Genomic DNA, 21,026 nt, shown 5'->3' with positions numbered 1-21,026 from the left:
GAAGCGGGGTACCTTCCTCGGCCTCGCACACCCGGGTGTCGTGTGCGGCTGGATCATTGTCCAGCCGGTCGGTAGGCTCCGTCTATCAACCGATTCGAGTGGATTCTGTTCACTCTTCCCGAACGATCGGAACCGCCGTGCTCGACGTCCATCGCCTGCGTCTGCTCGTGGAGCTGTCGCGTCGTGGGACCCTCTCCGCCGTGGCGGATGCGCTGTCCTACAGCAAGGCCACCGTGTCCCAGCAGCTCGCCGCGCTGGAGCGTGATGTCGGGGTGCCGCTGCTGCGTCGGGTCGGTCGCGGCGTGCAGTTCACGCCGCAGGGGAACGTCCTGGTGGCCGAGGCCATCGGGATCCTCGATCAGCTCGAGCACGCCCAGGTCGCCGTCGCCGAGTCGCTCACCGAGGTGACCGGCACCGTGCGCCTCGCGGTGTTCCAGTCCACCGCGCACTCCCTGCTGCCCCGCGCGCTTGCAGCCCTCGGCGCGCGCCACCCCGCCCTGCGCGTCGAGGTGACCGAGCGCGACCCCGAGTCCGGGCTGGTGGGCGTCTCCAGCCGCGACTACGACCTCATCCTCGCGGAGCAGTATCCGGGCCACACGCGCCCCATCCACGCCGACCTCGACCGCGTGGTGCTCGCCCACGACGCCATCGCCCTCGCCCGGCGTCCGGGAGCGTCGGAATCCGCCGATCCCGTCGCGGCCCTGTGGGCGACCCGCGCCGAGCCGTGGGTGCTCGAACCCGCGGGGACCGCCTCCCGCGCGTGGGCCGAGCAGCTCTGCCGCACCGCCGGGTTCGAGCCCGACGTGCGCTTCGAGCTCGCCGACCTCACCGCGCACGTCCGGCTCATCCACGCGGGACTCGCGGTCGGGCTGCTCCCCGAGCTCGTGTGGGCCGGCGATACCCCGACGGTCGACCTCGCCCCGCTCCCGCACGAACCGCGCCGGGAGATCTTCTCCTCCGCGCGTCGGGTCTCCGCGGACGCCCCGTCGATCCGCGCCGTCCGCGCCGCGCTCGCCGACGCCGCCTCCCGCAACCTCCTGGACTGACGCGAACCGACCTCCGGGAATATGCATGCACATGCATCGGTTCATCCCCCGTGTACCCGGACGACGGCGTCCGATCCCCTCCGTCCGAAAGGCACTTCCGTGAGCACTCCCGTCATCGACCGCACCGCCCCGACCGAGCACCCCGTCCTCGACGTCCTCGCCGGCCGCTGGAGCCCCCGCGCCTACGACGCGCAGCACCCGATCGACGAGGCCAAGCTCGCCACCGCTCTCGAGGCCGCCCGCTGGAGCCCCTCCGCCAACAACATCCAGCCCTGGCGCTTCATCGTCGCCCGCCGCGGCACCGCGCTGCACGCCCAGATCGTCGACGCGCTCATGGGCTTCAACCAGGCCTGGGCCGGCAACGCGGCCGTGCTCGTCGTCGCGATCGCCGAGACCGCGACCGCCGACGGCACGCCGATCAGCCACGCGTTCTACGACCTCGGCCAGGCCGTGGCGCACTTCTCCGTGCAGGCCCACCACGACGGCCTCGTCGTGCACCAGATGAGCGGCTTCGACCCCGAGGTCGTCCGCGAGTTCGCCGACCTGGAGCCCCGCTTCACCCCCGCCACCGTCATCGCCGTCGGCGAGTTCGGCAACATCGAGGCTCTGCCGGAGGTGCTGCAGGAGCGCGAGGTCGCCCCGCGCGTGCGCCGTCCGATCGCGGAGACGGTCGTCCTCAGCGCCTGAGCAGCGACACACGAAAGGCCCGGTAGGCGTCACGCCTACCGGGCCTTTCGTGTGTGCCGATCCCGATCAGTCGTCGAGCAGCTCGGCCTCGATCACGTCGTCGTCCTCGACCTCCGGCTCGGGGGTCGTCGCGGTGAGCACGAGGCCCGTGCCGTCGGCCGCCACGTCCACCCGGACGGTGTCGCCGTCGTGCACGCCACCCGAGAGGAGGGCGGTCGCCAGCTTGTTCTGCACCTCGGTCTGGATGAGGCGACGCAGCGGGCGGGCGCCGAACACCGGGTCGTACCCGCGCTCGGCCAGCCACGACCGCGCCCCGGGAGTGACCGCGAGCGTGAGCCGACGGTCGCGCAGCCGGTCGTGCAGCTGATCGACCGACAGCTCCACGATCTGCGCGAGGTCGTCTTCGGTGAGGGCCTGGAACATCACGATGTCGTCGAGACGGTTCAGGAACTCCGGCCGGAACGCCTGGCGCACGAGCGCCATCACCTGCTCCCGCTTCTCCTCCACGGAGAGCACGGGGTCGATGAGGATCGGCGAGCCCAGGTTGGAGGTCAGGATGAGGATCACGTTCGAGAAGTCGACCGTGCGCCCCTGTCCGTCGGTCAGCCGCCCGTCGTCGAGCACCTGCAGCAGCACGTCGAACACCTCGGGGTGCGCCTTCTCGACCTCGTCGAGCAGGATCACGCTGTACGGACGGCGCCGCACGGCCTCGGTGAGCTGACCGCCCTGCTCGTAGCCGACGTACCCGGGAGGGGCCCCGACGAGCCGGGAGACCGAGTGCTTCTCGCCGTACTCCGACATGTCGATGCGCACCATGGCGTGCTCGTCGTCGAAGAGGAACTGCGCGAGCGCCTTGGCCAGCTCCGTCTTGCCGACACCGGTCGGTCCGAGGAACAGGAACGATCCGGTCGGCCGACCGGGATCGCTGATCCCCGCGCGCGAGCGGCGCACCGCGTCGGACACCGCCTTGACGGCGTCCTTCTGGCCGATGAGTCGCTTGCCGAGCTCGTTCTCCAGGTGGAGCAGCTTCTCGCTCTCCCCCTGCAGCAGCCGCCCGACCGGAATGCCGGTCCAGGCCGCGATCACGGCCGCGATGTCCTCCTCGGTGACCTGCTCGTTCACCATGCGCGGTTCGCTCGAGGCGGTGGCCTCGGCCTGCTCGGCTTCGGCGATGTCGCGCTCCAGGCGCTTGATCGTCTCGTACTCGAGCTTCGACGCCTTCGTGTAGTCGGCGTTGCGCATGGCGAGGTCGCGCTGGGTGATCGCGTCGTCGAGCTGCTTCTTCAGCTCCCCGACCCGGTTCAGGCCCTGCCGCTCCCGCGCCCATCGGGCCTCGAGTCCGGCGAGCTCCTTCTCGAGCTCGACGAGGTGCTCGCGGAGGGTTCCGAGGCGCTCCTTGGACGCGGCGTCCTTCTCCCGCTTGAGCGCGAGCTCCTCCAGCTTCAGCCGGTCGACCTGACGCTTGAGCTGGTCGATCTCGACGGGAGACGAGTCGATCTCCATCTTCAGACGCGACATCGACTCGTCGATCAGGTCGATGGCCTTGTCCGGCAGCTGCCGCGCGGGCAGGTAGCGGTTGGAGAGCGAGGCCGCGGCCACGAGCGCGCTGTCGGAGATGGTCACCCCGTGGTGCGCCTCGTAACGCCCCTTGAGTCCGCGGAGGATCGCGATCGTGTCCTCGACCGTCGGCTCGCCCACGTACACCTGCTGGAAGCGCCGCTCGAGGGCGGCGTCCTTCTCGATGAACTCGCGGTACTCGTTGAGGGTGGTGGCGCCGATGAGCCGCAGCTCGCCGCGGGCCAGCATCGGCTTGAGCATGTTCGAAGCCGCGACCGACCCCTCGCCCCCGCCCGCGCCCATGAGCACGTGCAGCTCGTCGATGAACGTGATGATCCGGCCGTCCGACTCGGTGATCTCCTTGAGCACCTGCTTCAGGCGCTCCTCGAACTGGCCGCGGTACATGGCGCCCGCGACGAGCGCGGAGATGTCGAGCGAGACGAGCTCCTTGTCCTTGAGGGACTCGGCGACGTCGCCTGCGACGATGCGCTGCGCGAGGCCTTCGACCACCGCGGTCTTGCCGACGCCGGGCTCACCGATCAGCACCGGGTTGTTCTTGGTGCGGCGGGTGAGCACCTGGCTGACGCGCCGGATCTCACTGTCCCGTCCGATGACGGGGTCGAGCTTGCCCTCGCGGGCACGGTCGGTCAGGTTGATGCCGAACTGCTCGAGGGCGGACTGCTGTTCCTGGTTCGGGGATCCGGTCTGCGGGGTGGTCATGCGCTCCTCCTGGAGATGCTCCTTCTGAAAGTTGAGTTTGGTTGACTCAAGTTTAGCATTCGGCGGTGCGCGGCTCCACCACCTCTCACCTCTCGCGGGCGACCTCGTCCCAGACGGCCGCCGCCACCTCGCGCTTGGTCCCGGCCGCGGTCCGTGCCAGGGCTCCTCCGCGACCGAGGATGTGCACGGCGTTCTCGCCACGCTCGAAACCCTGCTCCCAGCCGACCTCGTTCACCACCAGGAGGTCGACCCCCTTGCGCTCCTGCTTGCCGCGGGCGCGCGCGAGCAGCTCGGCCTCGTCCTCCGGGGTCTCCGCCGCGAACGCCACGATGAGCTGCCCTTCCCGCCGGGTGCCGACGAGCGCGGCGACGATGTCCTCGTTCTCGACGAGTTCGATCGTGCCGACGCCGCCGCGGTCCTTGGTGAGCTTCCGGGCGGAGACCTCGACCGGGCGGTAGTCGGCCACCGCCGCCGCCATCAGCACGACTTCGGCCGTCGCCGCCTCCTCCTTCATCGCCGCGGACAGCTCGGCAGCCGTGCCGACCCGGACGATCCGGATCTTCGGGTGGCGGGCCTCCGCGAGCACGTCCCCGGCGACGTTCGCCGCGAGGAGCGTCACCTCCGCGCCGCGCGCCGCCGCCTCCGCCGCGAGCGCGACTCCCTGGCGCCCGCTGCTCCGGTTGCCGAGGAAGCGCACCGGATCGATGGGCTCCCGCGTGCCGCCCGCCGAGACGACGACCCGCACGCCCGCGAGGTCGCCCGGCGTCATCAGCGCCTGGGCTGCGGCAAGGATCTCCTCCGGCTCGACCATGCGACCGGGGCCGCTGTCGCCGCCGGCCAGTTCGCCGTCGGCGGGGCCGACCACGTGCACGCCGCGGTCCCGGAGCGTCGCCATGTTCGCCTGCGTGGCGGGGTTCCGCCACATCTCCGCGTGCATCGCGGGGGCGACGAGCACCGGCGCCTCGGTCGCGAGCAGCGTCGTGCCGAGGAGGTCGTCGGCGAGACCCGCGGCCATCTTCGCGAGGGAGTTCGCCGTGGCCGGGGCGATCACGACGAGGTCCGCCCCCTGCCCCAGGGCGACGTGCCGGACGCGGGCGACGTCCTCATGCACGCTCGTCGTCACCGGGTGCCGGCTCAGCGCCTCCCACGTCGGCAGACCCACGAAGCGCAGCGCATCCTCCGTGGGCACGACGGTCACATCATGACCGGCCTTGGTGAGCAGGCGCACGAGGTGCACCGTCTTGTACGCGGCGATGCCGCCCGTGACTCCGACGACGATGTTCACGCCTCGATTCTGCCCCAGGGTGCGGACGCCCGGGTCGTCGTGCACGGATTCGTCCACGACCCCGGCCACCTCGGCCGACCTCGACCTAGACTCGGAGGCGTGTGCACGGTGGTGATCGATGTCGAGGCTGCGGGATCCGCGCGGCTGCTGGCCGTCCGCGACGAGGACCCGGCCCGGGAGTGGGACGCCCTGGGCGAGTGGTGGCCCGAGGAGTATCCGGGGGTGATCGGCATCCGCGACCGCCGTGCCGGTGGGGCCTGGCTCGCCGTGAACCCCACCGAACGACGCCTCGCCGTGCTCCTCAACCGCGCCGATTCGCAGGGCCTCTCCGCGACTGCGGCCGTCTCCCGCGGTACCCTTCCGCTCGCCGCGGTCACCGGTCGCTCCCCGCAGGGAGCCCCGCCGATGCACGGCTTCAATCTGCTCGAGGTCGGTCCGGACGGCGCCAGGGTGCTCTCCTGGGACGGCGCCGAGCTGCGGGAGACCCCGATCGAGCCCGGGACCCACATGATCGCCCACGACGACCTCGACGACGAGGAGACCCCGCGCATCGCCGCCTGGCTCCCGGAGTTCCGCGCACTGGGGCCCGCCGCAGCGAGCGCCGACTGGGCGGCCGAGTGGACCGCGCTCCTCGGGTCCTCGGCGACCCTGCCCCCGGAAGACGACCGCGCCATCATCCGCGACAACCGCCCGCACGGGTACCCGACGCAGTCCCTCCTCTACGCGGTCGCCACGGTCACGCCCGCCGGGGTCGACGTCCGCGACGTCACCCTCCCCTCCCCCGCCCACTGGCTCTGACCCGCTCCGCCTCCCCCTCCACCCGCCCCTCTCGCGCCGCGGGATGAAAACAGCACCCCCGCCCTCCGCCTGCGGCCCCTTTCTGATCCCGCCCGCCCCGCCGCTTCCCGCCCAGGATCGAAAACGCACCACACCGCCCATCCCGCGGGACCTTTCTGATCCCGCACCGATGCGGGCGACCGACCCCTCGGTTGGACGAGATCCGCTGCGGAGCTTGGGGGGCGATGCCCGCCGGGCGGGGCTGGACCAGAATGCCGGGGCCTGTCGCGGGACCGTTCGGCCTGATGCGGGACGGCAAACGCTCCGGGTGGGGCACGGTGCCGCGCGTTCTTGATCCCGCACGACAGCGGGGGACGGTCGCGAGGCCGACGGGCAGAAGCGGGACGGAAAACGCCCCGGACGCGGGGCGCTCGCGCACGTTTTCGATCCCGCACGACTGCGGGGGCGGGGGCGGGTAGGGGGGACCGAGGCGGGACGGAAAGTGGGCCGGATGCGTGGAAACGGGGCACGAAATTGATCCCGCAGGCTGGAATGAGGGGGCGGGACGGGGCGGAAGGGGGGGGTCAGGCGGCGGGGAGGGCGTCGGCGCAGGAGAAGCGGGCGCGGTAGGCGGTGGGGGTCACACCCAGCACGCGGGCGAAGTTCTGCCGGAGGACGGCCGCGGAACCGAACCCGCAGTCCGTCGCGATGTGTTCGAGCGGGAGGTCGGTGCGCTCGAGGAGACGCTGAGCCTGGATGATCCGCTGCCGACCGAGCCACGCGGCGGGGGTCGCGCCGTACTCGGCCTTGAAGCGGCGCGCGAAGGTCCGCGGCGACATGAGCGCCCGCGTGGCGAGCTGGTCGACCGTCAGCTCCTCACGGAGGTTCTCCACCGCCCAGTCGGCCACCGCGGCCAGCGAGTCCGTGGGCGCGACCGGGATGGGGCGATCGATGAACTGCGCCTGACCCCCGTCCCGCTGCGGCGGCACCACCATCCGACGCGCGATCCGGTTGGTGATCTCCGCCCCGAGCTCCTGTCGCAGCAGGTGCAGGCAGGCGTCGATGCCCGCGGCGGTGCCCGCGCTGGTGATGATGCGGCCGTCCTGGACGAAGAGCACGTCCGGATCGATGTCGACGGCGGGGTACATGTCGGCCATCGTGTGCGCGTACATCCAGTGCGTCGTCGCCCGCCGCCCGTCCAGCACTCCGGCCGCGGCGAGGATGAACGACCCGCTGCACACGCTCATGACCCAGGCGCCGCGCGCCACCGCCGCACGAGCGACCTCGACGAGGAGCGGGTCGATGTCACCCCAGACCTCGCGCGGCACCGGGCAGAACACCACGAGATCGGCCTCGGCGGCGAACGAGAGATCGTGCTCCACGTTGATGGAGAAGCCGATCTTGGAGCGCACGACGCCGGGGTGCGGGGCGACGATGCGGAAGTCGAAGTTCGGCACCCCGTCGGCCGATCGGTCCAAGCCGAACGCCTCGCAGGCGACTCCGAACTCGAACGGCGCGAAGCCGTCCTGCACCACGCACGCGACGGTCTTCATCTCAGCTCCCGGAATGGCAGTTTTCCTACGAACAGTGCCCGATCTGCCTCTCGTGGCAGCATCACACCGCGCGTAGCTTTTCTGCCATGCTACTCCTCATCCTCCTCCTCGCCCTCGTCATCTGGGCGGTCGTCGCCACCTTCGTCGAACTGCGGCGCGACGGCTACCGCCCGACCCCCACCGACTGGAGCCGCGTCACCGGACAGGACGCCCTCTCGCAGGCCGACCCCGGCCACGTCTACCGCTGACCTCCCGACTGTCCGGGACGAGGGCTACGCTCGGGTCATGAGCGACCCCCAGCAGCCCGGACCCCCCTCGCGCGACGGTGCCGTCGACCCGGCCGCGGCCCCGACCCCTCCGTCGCTCCCGGCGGAGCCGCAGTACCCCGGCGCGCAGGCTCCCGCACCGGGAGCGCCGTACGCCCCCGCCCCCGGCGGTGGTCATGTCTTCCCCACCGCCGCCCCGCAAGCCTTCCCCACGGCGGCCCCGCAGTCGTACCCGGCCGCCCCCGGATCCGCCGGCTTCCCGCCCTCCGCGGCGCCGAGCCCCCGCGCAGCAGGCGACGGCCTCGGCCGCGCGGCGTTCATCGTCGCACTGGTGACGCTGGCGATCGACGTGTTCCTGATTCTCGCGCGGCCGTTCGTCTACATGTCGGACCGGACCTACAGCATGATCGGCCTGATCGAGGGAGGGTCGGGCATCCTCACGTTCCTCGGCTACGGAGCGGCGCTCGTGCTCGGCCTCATCGCGGCCCGGCGTCCGGGGTCGCGACTGCTCGCCGGGATCGCGGTCGGCATCTCCGGCGCGGGTCTGCTGACGATCGTGCTGAGTTGGCTCTCGTCGAACTTCTACGGGTTCCTGTGATCGCTCAGGACCGGGTGAGCACCCGCTCGTAGACCTCGATCATGGCGGCCGTCCGCGACGACTGCCGGAAGGCCTCCGCCACGGCGGGCACCGGCTGCGGCGCGGTCCCGTCCGCGATGTCCGCGGCCGCCTGCCGCAGCGTCGCGGCGAGGGCCTCGATCCGGTGCGCCTCGACGGTTCGCCCGCGGGCGACCGGGTCCGTCGTCGGCACCGCCCAGAGCCCGCCCTGGAGTTCCGCAGCGATGTCGGGGTCGCACACGACGGAGGGCGTGCCGAGGGTGGCCGCTTCGAACGGCGTCATCCCCTGGGTCTCGAATCCGATGGACGTCTGCACGAGCGCGTCGGCGGCGGCGATCCGCTCCAGGGTCTGCGCATAGGAGAGCCGGCCTGCGAAGCGCACGTCCGTGCGCCCCGCGACGATGCGTGCGGCCGCGGCGCGCTGTCCACCGCCGCCGATCACCTCGAGCTCTGCGTCGATGCCCGCGTCCACCCAGGCCTGGAGGAACGGGAGCAGGCGCTTCTCCGGACTCATCCGCCCGAGCCAGACGAAGCGCGGGCGCCCCGGTGCCCGTTCGATGGGGGCCGCCGCGAGGGTCTGCGCCCGGACGTCGTCGTCGATGCCGTTCCACACGACATCGACCGTCCGCGCCACGCCGTTCTGCTCCAGGCGCCGCGCGAAATGCCCGGAAGGCGCCGTCACGGCGGCGGCACCCGCCGCGAGCCCGCGGAGGTACGACCACCCGTCGCTGCCGCCGACCAGCACGCCGACGCCTCGGAGGGCGGCGCGGCGCCACAGGTTGAGCACGGCGAGCGCGGGCCGGTGCAGCGGGGTGACCGCGGCCAGTCCCACGTCGACGCGGTTGTGCATCGTGTGCACGACCGGGAGCCCGTGCCGGGCGGCGAAGCGGTGGCCGATGAAGGCGCCCCAGAAGTCGGCCTGCACGTGCACGAGATCGACGGGCGGGCGGTGCGCCATGGCGCGGTCGAGGGTCCGATCGGTCGCCCGGCCCGGCCAGGTCATCGCGTACTCCCGATCGAGGGTGATCGGCAGCGACGGGAGGTCGACGTTACCCTCGGACGGGGCGGCGTCGTCACGCCGTGCATGCATACGGGGCGCGACGACCGTCACGGTGTGTCCGGCACGCTCCAGGAAGGTCCGCTGCAGTCGCATCGACACCTGCGCCCCGCCGAGGGAGTCGAGGTGCTGATCGGCGAAGAAGACGACGTGCATCCGCGTCACTCGGGCAGCGGCTCGTCGCGGTACAGCGCCTCGAAGGTGTCGAGCGTGCGGTTGATGTCGTGGATGGCCACGCCGTCGAGCGACGCCTTCTGCATCCGCTCGTACTCGCCGGGGGAGGCGGTCAGGACGGCGGTGAGCTTCGCGGCGAGGTCGTCGACGTCTCCCGGCGTGAACAGGTGACCGTTCTCGCCGTCGTGCACGAGGTGCGGCAGGGCGACGGCGTCTGCGGCGACGATCGGCAGCGCCGATGCCATGGCCTCCATCGTCGCGATGGACTGCAGCTCGGCGATCGACGCGATGACGAAGAGGCTCGCACGGGACAGCAGCGCCCGCAGCTCCTCGTCGGTGGTCCGGCCGTGGAAGGTGACTCGGTCCGACAACCCGAGCTGTGCCGTCAGGTGCTCGAGCTGCTTGCGCTGGTCTCCGCCTCCGACGATGTCGAACGTCGTGTTCAGTGCCGGGTCGAGCTTCGTCATGGCCTTGAGGATGACCTCGACCTGCTTCTCCGCCGTCAGCCGGCCCACGAACACGAGCCGGTTCTCCTCGCGCGGGGCGATGACCGGGGTGTACTGGGAGCGGTCGATGCCGCAGCTCACCGGGATGACGCCGCGCACCTCGACCGTCTTCTCCAGGAAGTCGGCGGCCCGACGCGTGGGCGTGGTGATCGCCCGCGTCAGGTCGAAGGTGCGCTTCGCGTCGGCCCAGGCGAGCTTGAGCACCATGTCGTCGACGAACTTCGGCATGGTCGTGTGGTCGAGGATGTTCTCGGCCATGACGTGGTTCGTCGCGATGACCGGGATGCCGCGCTGCTTCGCGATGCGCGCGAGTCCGCGCCCGATCACGATATGGGACTGGATGTGGACGACGTCGGGTTGCACGGCGTCGAGGGCCTTCCGGGCGTAGTGCTTGGAGCGCCACGGCCACACGAAGCGCAGCCAGTCGTGCGGGGCCCAGCGCACGGAGGGCAGGCGGTGGAGCGTCATCGGCTCCCCCTCGATGACCTCGGTGCGGGGCGCGGTGCGACGGTAGGCCTGGTTGGGGGCGACGACGTGCACCTCGTGCCCGCGCTGCACGAGTCCGGCGGCGAGACGCTCGGCGAACCGGGCGGCGCCGTTGATGTCGGGGGCGAACGTGTCGCAGCCGAGAAGGATCTTCAGCGGACGGGGCTGTACGGCGGTGGCGTCGCGCGACGCATCGATCGGATCGTCGGAGGAGGTCACAGAGATGCCTAACGGGGTGGCGGCCAAGGAGAAGCCCTGGTCGGGCGGTGGCAACTCTACCCGAGGGCCCTGTCCCCGACGCCGAGCCATACCGGCATCCTTCAGCCTCGGCCGATACCGTGAAGCCATGCGACTGCACGCCGACGCCGACCCCCAGCTGTGGATCCCCGTGACGGACTCGCTCGGGTGGAGGGGACGCCGGCATCGCAAGGCCGCGATCCGGATGCTGCTCGGCCAGGTGAACGCCGCGGTCGGCGCGACGGAGCGCCCCGGCTCGCGGTTCGGAGCCTGGGCGATGAGCCAGGCCGCGCCGATGCTCATGAAGAAGGCCGACGGCCGGGTCCTCGCGTGGACGTGGAAGGCGGAGCCCGACCTCGTCGTGGCGATGGCGACCGTGCAGGCGCTGACCCCCGACATCCGGATCGCCCGCGCGTCGATGCCGATGGAGTACGACGACACGACCTCTTTCCCGACCCGGCTCGGCGTCGGCGAGAAGCTCGTGGTCCCGACTCCGCCTTCCCCTTCGGCGCCACCTTTCGCGACCTACACGTGGGACACCGGTACGCACCTGGTGACCCTGACGGCCGTCTGCAGCGACCGCGAACGCTTCGGCACGCTCATCGGCGCGCTCGACGAGCTGGCCCGCAGCCTCCGCATCGCCGACGACCTCACCGGCGGCGAGTCGCCCGACGTCCTCCGCCTCCCGCCCGCGTGAGCGACGACGGGAGCGCCGACTGAGATCATCATGAGGTTCTACAAAAGGCGGCTCTCCCTTTCTTGGGGGATGGTCGTGGTCCCGCGTCCCATCGAGCCTTCTACGAACGAACCGCGCCTGTATAGCGCCGAAAGCGCTATGCAATCCTCCGGTTGAGAATGTGATGCCCCCAGCCAAGCCGGATGTTCGAGTTAAGTGCCGCCCGCGGCGGACGTTGCGATAAAACCAACGACTCCTCCAGCGACGCCTCCGAGCACGGTGGCGGCCGAAATCATGAGAACTTCAAACTCGGACCGACGCCCTGCTTCGACGAACTGCACGACTTCTCTCGCGTTCGAAATCGAAGCCTCATTGTCGACCTCCGCGAGTTCATGCAAGTAAGGCTCGAAGGCCGGAACAGTGTCTGATTGCGCCAGGACTGTCTTTATGGCGGCCGCCGCGCCACGAGCCTGCTCGGCCTCCGTCGTGCGCGCTCCGAGCGCGAGCAGCCCCAGTTTGCGTGCTTCGCCTGACGTCCGAAACAGACGGGTCAGCCATCCCCCGACGCCTCCCTGCGAGTGGAACTTCACTAGGTTCTGCGTCTTCTGCGCGAGGTCCCCGATCGATTTCGCGTGTTGGTTCTTCATCCTTACAAGCCAGTAATACAGACATAGTTGGCTGCTAAGGGCCCCCTCGAGAGCGGCAGCCGCCTCCTCAATGCTGTCGAACAAGTCTGGGTCGTAGCGGAACTCGACGGACTCGTACCCATACATCGCCAGACGGACAACCGCGATCTCCTCTTCTTGTGGCTCTCCAGCGGCGCAAAGCACGGCGTTCATGTGAAACGGGCTTGGCCCAACGCGAGCCATGCGAACGCCTGTCGCCCCCCGCTCCAGTTCCTTACTCATGAATCGATGAACGAGAATCACCGCACCGGAAACATCTACGTCGCTTGGGTCGACTTCGTCGAGCACCCAGATAAATGTGCAAGGCCCTTCGAAACCGTAGACTGTGCTCACACGGAATTGCTCCGCCCCGACCCGACGGCGTATAACGACACCGTCCGCGAGGATGTCTTTCTGCAACCGCACCGGAATGTGGACATCGAACGCAATGGCGCCAAACACGGGCTCAACCCAAAAGCTGTCCCTGTAGTTGTCATGAACGGGCTCGCCGTCATCTTCACCGTCATCGGGCGGTTCGGGTAGGTGTTCCGGAGCGACATCGATTCGAATGTTGCTCACCGTAGCCATCTGCTCGAGGCCGCGCCTGACGTCGTTTACCCATTCCTGGGGCGATCGTGTGAGAGGCACTTCGAATGGCATACAGGCGAATCCGAGTGGCCGCCCGCGCGACGCCGGATGCTGCGCCTCCAGCTGGCGTTCGCTCACAACGATGTCACTGGTCATGAAAATAGTTCTCCAAAACTGGTCTCCGACCAGCGAAGGCTCGGAAGGGGCCAAACTGGCGCAACGTTTGGCACTGGCGCTACAGGAGGGATCTCTGCAATCGGTGGAATTGGCGGAATCGCGCGTATCGGAACCAGCGGTCCTGATCTGGGCGATCCATAAAATGCTGTCGCGTCACCGCGACGATCCCGCAGAAACCCATCGCGCGCGAAACCGACGGTCCGGCCGCGCCGATTGATCACCTGCGTTCCCCGAATCCAACCAATTGTCCGCCCCCGGTCGTCGAATACGACGTCGCCACGCAACCAGCCAACATGGCGGCCGTTGCGGCCAAATATTGGTTCCACATCGGAAAGAATAGCGCTTGCTCGCAAAAAACCGGCTAAGTAGCCGCCTCGAGATGTCCCCCACAGCCTGGCGGCCGCCGGCACCAGCCAGGCGTCGGTGATGATCTCCGCTAGGCAGTCGCGCAGGACGACGTCGAGGCGCACCCAGCAGTCCCGGGAACCCGTCGAAGTGCAGGATCATGAACAGGGCATCGGGCTTAGCGGCGAGCAGTGCCCCTTTCTCTCCGAGATCGGTGACGCGCACTCCGAGTACCTTCCCGGCGGGCCATGCGCGCCCCACCTCGACGAGCTGGCGCAGATCCGGCGCGCTCGATCCACGAACCCATGCGAGCTGTCCGCTCTTCAGCCGCCAGGCCGTCGCTCCGCGTGACCATTCACAGCTTCCTCGGCGCCGGCAGGGCGACGGCAATGCTGTGCACATCCTCGAATCCTCACCATCCCGCGGGCCGGCGTCCGATCGCCGGGCCGACACACCGGGCCCGCGCACATTCCACACACGCGAGATCAGGCACTTTCGTGGGCGTTCCTCCTGATCCCGCGCGTTCGCCTGATCCGGGGGCTCAGCGTGCGATGCGGAGGGTGCGGACCTCGAAGGGGCGGAGGTGAAGGGCGCCACCGAGACGGGGCGCCTCGATCTCGTCCTCGATGAGGCTCACCTCGCGCACCTCACGGTGGTCGAAGCTTACGGAGAGCTCGCCGACCGCCCGGCGCCCGAGCGCCTCGTACACCCGGACGATGACGTCGCCGGAACCGTCGTCGGCGAGCTTCACGGCCGACACGACGATCCCCTCGCCCGACACCTCCACCAGCGGCTCGACCTCGCGCGCCCCGCGGATCACCGTGGGCAGGCTGTTGAGGCGGATACCCTCGGCCGTGGCGATCGCGGCGTCGGCGCCGATCACGAAGCCGACCTCGATCTCATGGAGCCCGTGGTCCGTATCCGGGTCGGGGAACCGCGGCGCCCGCAGCAGGGAGAGCCGCACGGTCGTGGTGACCCCGTCCTCGCCGACCTCGCGCGTCGTGTCGTATCCGTAGATCGAGTCGTTCACGAGCGCGGCACCGAAGTCCTGCTCCCGCACGAGCACGAAGCGGTGCATCGAGGTCTCGAACTTCGCCGCCTCCCAGCTGGTGTTCGTGTGGGTGACGCGCGCCTGGTAGCCGAACTGCGTCTCGGCTTCGGTGTGCGACGCCTGGATGTCGAGCGGGAACGCCAGCTTGAGCAGCTTCTCCGTCTCGTGCCAGTCGACCTCGTTGCGCAGCAGCACCGTGCGCGAGTCGGGCGCGAGGAGGATCGTCTGCGTGATGGTCGACTCCGAGAACGGGCGCACGACGACGATCTGCGCGACACCGTTCACGAGTGATGCCTCGATGGAAGAGACCGCCGTGAGGTCGTCCACGCTGTTGCGGTAGTACCGGTCGATGTCCCAGGCGTCCCACATGTTCGGGAAGTCCTGGTGCAGCTGGAACAGGTTCGCGGCCGTGCCGGGCGCGACCGTCTCCCGCCCCGTGGCCTTGTCGACGGCGGAGACGATCAGGCCCTCGCGCGAGACGAGCACGGACACGAGCTCGTTCTCGATCCGCCATCCGCCGTCGTCCTCGGCGAGCGAGACCGGCACCGCGACGGGCGCAGGAACCCACGAGGCGCCGAGCGCTCGTCCACGACCCACCGAGGTCGGCTCGAACCGCAGCTCACGGTCACCCTCGCCGGCGAGCGACCGGCGTGCGGCGTCGGCGATGTCGCGCGCATCCGACAGCACGTCGGACAGCACGGCGACGGCCTCGCGGTGCACCCACGCGATCGAGGTGCCGGGCAGGATGTCGTGGAACTCGTGCAGCAGCACGGCCTGCCAGAGCCGGTCGAGCTCGGCCTGCGGGTACGCGGCGCCGGTGCGCACGGCGTCGGTCGCGGCCCACAGCTCGGCCTCCACCAGCGCGTGCTCGGCCCAGCGGTGCAGCGCCTTGGTGGCGTGCTGGCTCGTGAGCGTGCCGCGGTGCAGCTCGAGGTAGAGCTCGCCGACCCACACGGCCGGGTTCGGCAGCTCGGCCCTGGCGGCGTCGAAGAACGCGTCGGGATGCTCCCACACCACCTGCGCGCTGCCCTCGAGGTCGCGCAGCCGCTCGGCCTTGCCGGTCATCTCGCGCGTCGTGCCGCCGCCCCCGTCACCCCAGCCGACCGGGGCGATCGACCGCGAGCTGAGGCGGTTCTCCTTGAACTGCCGAGAGGCCTTCGCCACCTCCATGCCGCTGAGCTGCGAGTTGTAGGTGTCCATCGACGGGAAGTGCGTGAACACCTGCGAGCCGTCGATGCCCTCCCACAGGAAGGAGTGGTGCGGGAAGACGTTCTGCTGGTTCCACGAGATCTTCTGCGTGAAGAACCACTCGAACCCGGCACGGCGCATCAGCTGCGGCAGGGCCGGCGAGTAGCCGAAGCTGTCCGGCAGCCACACGCCCTTCGAGCGGATGCCGAACTCGCGCTCGAAGAAGCGCTGCCCGTGCGAGAACTGCCGCACCAGCGACTCTCCCGTCGGCATGACGGTGTCGGACTCGACCCACATGCCACCGAGCGGCAGGAAGCGTCCGGCGGCGACGGCGGCCTTGACCCGTTCCCACACCTCGGGGCGGTGCTCCTTGATCCAGGCGTACTGCTGCGCGCTCGACATGCCGTACTGGAAGTCGGGCTGCTCCTCGATGAGCGTGGTCATGGACGAGGTCGTGCGCGCGACCTTGCGGATCGTCTCGCGCACCGGCCACAGCCAGGCCGAGTCGATGTGCGCGTGACCGACCGCCGAGATCCGGTGCGCACTCGCTTCGGCCGGAGCGGCGAGCACGTCCGCGAGCCGGGCCCGCGCGTCGCCGGCGGTCTCCACGATGTGCTGCAGGTCGAGCACGTCGAGCGCGTCGTCCAGGGCCTGCAGGATGCGCATGCGGCGCGGCGACGTGGCGGGGAGCTCCGCCTGCAGCTCGAACAGCACCTCGAGGTCGAGGGACAGATCGAACACCTCGGGCTCGAACACCGCGAGGTCGAGGCGCCGCAGCCGGTACAGCGGCTCCTTCGAGGAGGTGAGGATGTCGCCCTCCTGCGTCGGCAGGAAGGGGTGGTAGTCGAGGAGGACAGGGTTGGACGCACCCTCCAGGTAGAGCTCGACGGGCTCATCTCCCGCCGCGGTCTCCACGATCGGCAGCCACTGGTTGCGCGGGTTGATGCTCTTGATCGGCGTGCCGTCGGGGCGGTACGCGAGGGCCTCGCACTGGAAGCCCGTCATGTTCACGTCGAAGCCCAGGTCGATGAGCGCCTCGACCCGGCGTCCCGCCCACTCCGCGGGCACCCGACCGGTGAGCTTGAACCACGTCGTCCCCCAGGCCGGACCCCAGAGCTCGCCGACCGCTGCCGGGGCGAACGAGAGCGCCAGACCCTCCGCCGGGGCGAGGGGCTCTCCGGGGAGCTGGTGCGCCTCGACCGTGAGGGGAACCGCGGCCGAGTGGATCGCCGGGCGGATGCGCTCTTCGAGGACCCGCTTGACGCGGCCGACGGTGAGCGAGGTGTCGTCATGCATGGTGGAATTCTCCGGGCTCGACGGTGAGGGATGGGGTTCGATGCGCGTGCTACTAAAACGATCTAGCACGGGAGTCTACGGCACGTTCTCCGCTGCTTTCGAGAGGCTAAACCGATCAAGTAGGGTGATGCCTATGGCCCCGGGGAAACGCGTGACGATCGCGGACATCGCGCGCATGGCCGGCGTCTCCCCCGGCGCCGTCTCGTTCGCCCTCAACGGCCGCCCCGGCGTGAGCGAGGAGACGCGGCAGCGCATACTCTCGATCATCGAGGAGCACCACTGGCAGCCGAGTTCCGCCGCCCGCGCCCTCGTCGGCGCCCGGGCCAACGCGGTCGGGTTCGCCCTCGCCCGCCCGGCGCGCTCCCTCGGCTCCGAGGCCTTCTTCACCGACCTCATCGCCGGCATCGAGTCCCGGCTCTCCGAGAGCAAGGTCGGGCTGCAGCTCCGCCTCGTCGCCGACATCGACGAGGAGATGGAGGTGCATCGGCAGTGGCGCTCGTCGAACCAGGTCGACGGCATCATCCTCATCGACCCGCGCGACGACGACCCCCGCGGCGAGCGCATCACAGCCCTGGACGCGCGCGCCGTGATGATCGGCTCGAAGCCGTCCCCGGACGGCGCGGTGCCCAGCGTGTGGATCGGCGACGACGCCGTCGCGGAGACGCTCTTCTCCTACCTCGCGGCTCTCGGCCACACCCGCATCGCCTACGTCGCGGGTCCGGCGGAGCTGGAGCACACCCGCCTGCGCGCCGAGGTGCTGGAGCGGATGGCTGCGGACGGCATCGCCGGCGAGGTCATCACGACCGACTTCTCCCCCGCCCGCGCCTCCGCCGTGACGCGCGCGCTGCTCTCCGGCCGCCAGCGCCCCACCGCGATCGTCTACGACAACGACGTGATGGCCGTCGCCGGCCTCCGTGTGGCGCAGGAGATGGGCAGGGCCGTTCCCCGCGACGTCTCCCTCGCGTCGTTCGACGACTCGGTGATCGCAGGCCTCATCAACCCGTCGATCACCGCGATGACCCGCGACACGTTCGAGCTCGGGGAGCAGGCGGCCACGCTCCTGCTGCAGCAGATCGAGGCCGGCACCGCGCTGCCGAGCGTCGAGGGCCCTACCCCGGTGCTCACCGCCCGGGAGAGCACGGCGCCTCCGCCCCGCTGAGCCCCCGCCTTCCCGTCCACACCCCGGGCTTTCGACGCACTCACCCCGGGGTCTCGACGAGAACCCGGGGTCTCGGCGACTCAGACGGGGAGAATCAGACGACGGTGTTGACGGAGGCGTAGCGCGTCACGTCGGACGTGGACGGGGCGGGGTGGATGAGACGGCGGATGCCGCGTGCCTCCAGCGCCGCGGGGTCCTGTGCGGTGCGGGAGGTCACCAGCGCAGGATCGTCGCCCGCGGCGCACGCGTCGACCCAGGCCTGGAAGACCGCACCGCCGGGACTCAGGGCGGCGCGACTCACCGGCACCTCCTGCTCGTCGACGTCCACGACGATCGCCGCGGGGCGGTCCGGAGCCGCGGTGCGGGTGCGCAGCTCGGGGATGAGCTCCGCGAACCGGCGGCCGAGAGGCTTCGCCGCACCGTCCTGATCGATCAGCCCGAGCGAGTACTCCAGCTCCGGGAAGTCGGCGAGCTCCCGGCTCACGTCGTGCGAACACCACCAGGTCACCCCCCAGAGGTTCTCGGTGCGGAGGGCGGAGCGCACGGTGGCCTCGAGGAAGCCGGGCATCTCGGCCTCGTCGAGACAGTTCGACGGAGCACCGACCTCCTGCAGCCAGATCGGACGGGCGGGATCGGTCGCGAACGCGCGGGAGAGCTCGATGAGGTACTCCGCATGACGGTCGGCCGCGATCGAGCGGCCGCCGTAGCGCTGGGCGGTGCCGTTGAAGATCCAGGAGTGGATGGTCGTCATCGCGCCGAGCCGGGAGGCGTGCGCCGGCGTGAACCCGTGATCGTCCATGTACCAGACCGCGTCGTACTCGCTGTGCACATGCGGCAACCCCGGAGCACCCCGGTCCGCTGCGGCGAGCAGCGCCTCGATCCAGCCGCCCGCCTCATCCGTCGTGACCGGCCACGGCGAGGGGTGGGTGTGCGCGGAGAACTGGTTCGTCTCGTTGCCGAGCGTGAGCCCGAGGAAGTTCGGGGCGTCCCGCAGCGCGCCGGCCAGCCGCTCCACGAGCTGCGCCTGGCCGTCCAGGGCGCTCGGATCGGTGAACATGTTCCGGTCGTGCCAGGTGTACAGCCAGGAGGGCACGAAGTCGAAGCTCGACAGATGCCCCTGGATCACATCGATGCTCGCGTCCATCCCGAACTCGGCGGCGATGTCGACCATGGTGCGCACGTCGTCGACCGCCTGGGAGCGGATGAGGGTGCGGTTCGGCTGCAGGACGGTCCAGAGCGGGAACACGCGCACGTGGTCGAGGCCGAGCGCGGCGAGGCCCGCGAAGTCGCGACGCACGTCGTCCGGCGTGAAGTCGAGCCAGGAGTGCATCCAGTCCTTCGACGGCGTGTAGTTCGCCCCGAAGCGGAGAGGGGCGTCGAGAGCGCCGCGCTGCGTCATGTGTGCACCTTTCGGACCGTGCCCTCCCGCGAGGACATGTCGCACCACTATAACGCTTGAGCATCGTCGTCGATAGCGCACGCCTTGACACCGGCGGGATCGGATGGTTTCATCTGCTAAAGCGCTGTAGTCCCTTCGTCGGACCACGCCGAATCGCCCGCCTCGAGGAAGAAGCACGATGAAAGTTCCCGCACGCATTGTCGCTCTGGCAACCTTCACGATCGGCGCCCTGGCGCTCGTGAGCTGCACCGGAGGGGGCGCCGCCTCCGACGATGCCGGCCCCATCGACACCTCCGGCGAGCTCAGCGGAACCATCCAGTTCCAGACCTGGTCGCTGAAGAACGAGAAGTTCACCCCCTACTTCGAAGACCTCATCGCCGCGTTCGAGGAGGAGCACCCGGATGTGACCGTCGATTGGCTCGACCAGCCGGGAGACGGGTACCAGGAGAAGATCCTGAGCCAGGCCAACGCCGACACCCTCCCGGACGTGCTCAACCTACCGCCCGACATCGCCTACCCCCTCGTCGCGGCGGGGAAGCTCGTCGACCTCGACACCGCGGATCCGGACCTGAAGACGGCCTACAACGCGGGCGCCTGGGACGCCTACAGTCAGTACCCCGGCGTCGAGGGCACCTACGGCCTGCCCTGGTACCTCTCCAGCGACGCGTCCTGGTGGAACCTCGCCCAGCTCGCCCCGTACGGCGTGACCGAGGAAAACCTCCCGACGACGGTCGACGAGCTGCTCACCCTCGCGAAGGATGTCGCCACGGAGTCCGGCGGCAAGGTCCAGCTCCTCTCCTCGATCCCGGCGCTGGACACCTTCACCGCCGCCGGCATGGAGGTCATCAACGACGAGGGCGAGTTCGACTTCAACACCGACGAGGCCGCCGCGATCATCGAGCAGTACGCCGACGCGTACGCCGCGGGCGCGATGCCCGCCGAGGCCCTCACCGGCGACTACGGCGGGAACGCGGAGGCCTACATCCAGGAGAAGGTCGCCTTCACGACCGGCGGCACCGGCTTCACGACCGATCTGCAGAAGGACGCCCCGGCACTGCTGGAGAACACCGTCGCCACCCCGCGCCTCGGTGTCGCCCCGCTCTACGTCCAGGGCCTCAACGTCTCCGCCGACTCCGACAACAAGGAAGCGGCCCTCGCGTTCGCCGAGTTCGCGACGAACGAGGAGAACCAGGTCGCGTTCTCCTCCCTCGCGGTCGGCACCGCCCCCGGCACGGCCGACGGCGGCGACCAGGTCGTCGAGAACATCGCCTCCTCGGTCACGGACGAGAAGCAGCTCGCCGCGATCGACACCGTGTTCGGCGCGATGAAGGACGCCAAGGCGCTGCCGTTCCAGTGGACCTCGGACATGGCCACCTACATGACCCAGCAGATCGCTCTCGCCGTGAACGGCGAGGCCGACGCCAAGACGCAGCTCGACAAGATCGTCGAGTACGCCAACGCGAACCGCGTGGACCAGTGAGCATGCGCGCGGACACCGGCACCCGGCAGCGGAGG

Annotated in this window: 17 protein-coding genes; 8 read left to right on the top strand and 9 right to left on the bottom strand. The window is 70.0% G+C overall.

Going from position 1 to position 21,026, the window contains the following annotated elements:
• The first annotated feature begins 137 nt into the window (after positions 1-137).
• The gene (locus DW296_RS15370; protein ID WP_136052912.1) at positions 138-1,046 is read left to right on the top strand and encodes a LysR family transcriptional regulator; all 909 of its coding nucleotides are present in this window, start codon (positions 138-140) and stop codon (positions 1,044-1,046) included.
• A 99-nt stretch (positions 1,047-1,145) separates the two neighbouring features.
• A complete protein-coding gene (locus DW296_RS15365; RefSeq protein ID WP_136052911.1) occupies positions 1,146-1,733 on the top strand; it encodes a nitroreductase family protein in 588 nt (195 codons plus the stop codon).
• 66 nt (positions 1,734-1,799) lie between these two features.
• Here DW296_RS15365 and DW296_RS15360 read toward each other — a convergent pair whose 3' ends face one another.
• Together DW296_RS15360 and coaBC are read right to left on the bottom strand one after the other, a co-directional pair.
• The gene (locus tag DW296_RS15360) at positions 1,800-4,010 is read right to left on the bottom strand and encodes an ATP-dependent Clp protease ATP-binding subunit (RefSeq protein ID WP_081811630.1); all 2,211 of its coding nucleotides are present in this window, start codon (positions 4,008-4,010) and stop codon (positions 1,800-1,802) included.
• 85 nt (positions 4,011-4,095) lie between these two features.
• Positions 4,096-5,295: a bifunctional phosphopantothenoylcysteine decarboxylase/phosphopantothenate--cysteine ligase CoaBC gene (gene coaBC / locus DW296_RS15355; protein ID WP_136052910.1), complete on the bottom strand. Its 1,200-nt coding sequence runs from the start codon at positions 5,293-5,295 to the stop codon at positions 4,096-4,098.
• A gap of 99 nt (positions 5,296-5,394) precedes the next feature.
• Here coaBC and DW296_RS15350 point away from each other — a divergent pair, with 99 nt between their 5' ends.
• Positions 5,395-6,093, top strand: a complete 699-nt coding sequence (locus DW296_RS15350; protein WP_136052909.1) for an NRDE family protein — start codon at positions 5,395-5,397, stop codon at positions 6,091-6,093.
• Positions 6,094-6,656: 563 nt separating this feature from the next.
• Here DW296_RS15350 and DW296_RS15345 read toward each other — a convergent pair.
• The gene (locus DW296_RS15345) at positions 6,657-7,625 is read right to left on the bottom strand and encodes a GlxA family transcriptional regulator (RefSeq protein WP_136052908.1); all 969 of its coding nucleotides are present in this window, start codon (positions 7,623-7,625) and stop codon (positions 6,657-6,659) included.
• Between the two features lie 86 nt (positions 7,626-7,711).
• Here DW296_RS15345 and DW296_RS16550 point away from each other — a divergent pair, with 86 nt between their 5' ends.
• Positions 7,712-7,873 carry a hypothetical protein gene (locus DW296_RS16550; RefSeq protein ID WP_168429048.1) on the top strand — a complete coding sequence of 54 codons (162 nt, stop codon included), beginning with the start codon at positions 7,712-7,714 and terminating at the stop codon, positions 7,871-7,873.
• A 37-nt stretch (positions 7,874-7,910) separates the two neighbouring features.
• Positions 7,911-8,489, top strand: coding sequence for a hypothetical protein (locus DW296_RS15340; RefSeq protein WP_136052907.1), 579 nt, complete (start codon positions 7,911-7,913; stop codon positions 8,487-8,489).
• A 4-nt stretch (positions 8,490-8,493) separates the two neighbouring features.
• On the opposite strand, the gene DW296_RS15335 is transcribed toward DW296_RS15340, so the two are convergent.
• Entirely contained in the window at positions 8,494-9,720 is a 1,227-nt protein-coding gene (locus tag DW296_RS15335; protein ID WP_136052971.1) for a glycosyltransferase, read from the bottom strand.
• Between the two features lie 5 nt (positions 9,721-9,725).
• A complete protein-coding gene (locus DW296_RS15330; RefSeq protein ID WP_136052970.1) occupies positions 9,726-10,955 on the bottom strand; it encodes a glycosyltransferase in 1,230 nt (409 codons plus the stop codon).
• 121 nt (positions 10,956-11,076) lie between these two features.
• On the opposite strand from DW296_RS15330, the gene DW296_RS15325 reads away from it, so the two are divergent.
• Positions 11,077-11,664: a hypothetical protein gene (locus DW296_RS15325; RefSeq protein ID WP_025102630.1), complete on the top strand. Its 588-nt coding sequence runs from the start codon at positions 11,077-11,079 to the stop codon at positions 11,662-11,664.
• Between the two features lie 191 nt (positions 11,665-11,855).
• Here the strand turns inward: DW296_RS15325 and DW296_RS15320 are convergent, their stop codons facing one another.
• The 3 genes from DW296_RS15320 to DW296_RS15310 form a co-directional block, all read right to left on the bottom strand.
• Positions 11,856-13,052 (bottom strand): hypothetical protein, encoded by a 1,197-nt coding sequence (locus tag DW296_RS15320; RefSeq protein ID WP_136052906.1) that lies wholly within the window; start codon positions 13,050-13,052, stop codon positions 11,856-11,858.
• Positions 13,049-13,399, bottom strand: coding sequence for a 4-fold beta flower protein (locus DW296_RS16750; protein ID WP_446724150.1), 351 nt, complete (start codon positions 13,397-13,399; stop codon positions 13,049-13,051). The genes DW296_RS15320 and DW296_RS16750 overlap by 4 nt, the downstream gene beginning before the upstream one ends.
• A 560-nt stretch (positions 13,400-13,959) precedes the next feature.
• Positions 13,960-16,953, bottom strand: coding sequence for an alpha-mannosidase (locus tag DW296_RS15310; protein ID WP_136052904.1), 2,994 nt, complete (start codon positions 16,951-16,953; stop codon positions 13,960-13,962).
• A 133-nt stretch (positions 16,954-17,086) separates the two neighbouring features.
• Between DW296_RS15310 and DW296_RS15305 the strand changes: the two genes are divergently transcribed.
• Positions 17,087-18,112, top strand: a complete 1,026-nt coding sequence (locus DW296_RS15305; RefSeq protein ID WP_136052903.1) for a LacI family DNA-binding transcriptional regulator — start codon at positions 17,087-17,089, stop codon at positions 18,110-18,112.
• Between the two features lie 94 nt (positions 18,113-18,206).
• Here the strand turns inward: DW296_RS15305 and DW296_RS15300 are convergent, their stop codons facing one another.
• Positions 18,207-19,511 (bottom strand): glycoside hydrolase 5 family protein, encoded by a 1,305-nt coding sequence (locus tag DW296_RS15300; protein WP_136052902.1) that lies wholly within the window; start codon positions 19,509-19,511, stop codon positions 18,207-18,209.
• Between the two features lie 178 nt (positions 19,512-19,689).
• Between DW296_RS15300 and DW296_RS15295 the strand changes: the two genes are divergently transcribed.
• Positions 19,690-20,991: an ABC transporter substrate-binding protein gene (locus DW296_RS15295; RefSeq protein ID WP_136052901.1), complete on the top strand. Its 1,302-nt coding sequence runs from the start codon at positions 19,690-19,692 to the stop codon at positions 20,989-20,991.
• The last annotated feature ends 35 nt before the right edge of the window (positions 20,992-21,026 follow it).

Origin of the sequence: Microbacterium sp. K36 (assembly GCF_004794355.1) — a bacterium.
In the GTDB taxonomy this organism is placed as follows: Bacteria; Actinomycetota; Actinomycetes; order Actinomycetales; family Microbacteriaceae; genus Microbacterium; species Microbacterium paraoxydans_D.
Note: the sequence above shows the minus strand (reverse complement) of the source record. Positions and strands in the feature narration are given on the sequence as shown.

Bases quoted from the DNA above. Each gene is read 5' to 3' on its own strand.
- DW296_RS16550 (WP_168429048.1), top strand. From the start codon at position 7,712: ATGCTACTCCTCATCCTCCTCCTCGCCCTCGTCATCTGGGCGGTCGTC.
- DW296_RS15310 (WP_136052904.1), bottom strand. From the start codon at position 16,953: ATGCATGACGACACCTCGCTCACCGTCGGCCGCGTCAAGCGGGTCCTC.
- DW296_RS15320 (WP_136052906.1), bottom strand. From the start codon at position 13,052: ATGACCAGTGACATCGTTGTGAGCGAACGCCAGCTGGAGGCGCAGCAT.
- DW296_RS15305 (WP_136052903.1), top strand. From the start codon at position 17,087: ATGGCCCCGGGGAAACGCGTGACGATCGCGGACATCGCGCGCATGGCC.
- DW296_RS15325 (WP_025102630.1), top strand. From the start codon at position 11,077: ATGCGACTGCACGCCGACGCCGACCCCCAGCTGTGGATCCCCGTGACG.
- DW296_RS15295 (WP_136052901.1), top strand. From the start codon at position 19,690: ATGAAAGTTCCCGCACGCATTGTCGCTCTGGCAACCTTCACGATCGGC.
- DW296_RS15345 (WP_136052908.1), bottom strand. From the start codon at position 7,625: ATGAAGACCGTCGCGTGCGTGGTGCAGGACGGCTTCGCGCCGTTCGAG.
- DW296_RS15360 (WP_081811630.1), bottom strand. From the start codon at position 4,010: ATGACCACCCCGCAGACCGGATCCCCGAACCAGGAACAGCAGTCCGCC.
- DW296_RS15300 (WP_136052902.1), bottom strand. From the start codon at position 19,511: ATGACGCAGCGCGGCGCTCTCGACGCCCCTCTCCGCTTCGGGGCGAAC.
- DW296_RS15340 (WP_136052907.1), top strand. From the start codon at position 7,911: ATGAGCGACCCCCAGCAGCCCGGACCCCCCTCGCGCGACGGTGCCGTC.
- DW296_RS15335 (WP_136052971.1), bottom strand. From the start codon at position 9,720: ATGCACGTCGTCTTCTTCGCCGATCAGCACCTCGACTCCCTCGGCGGG.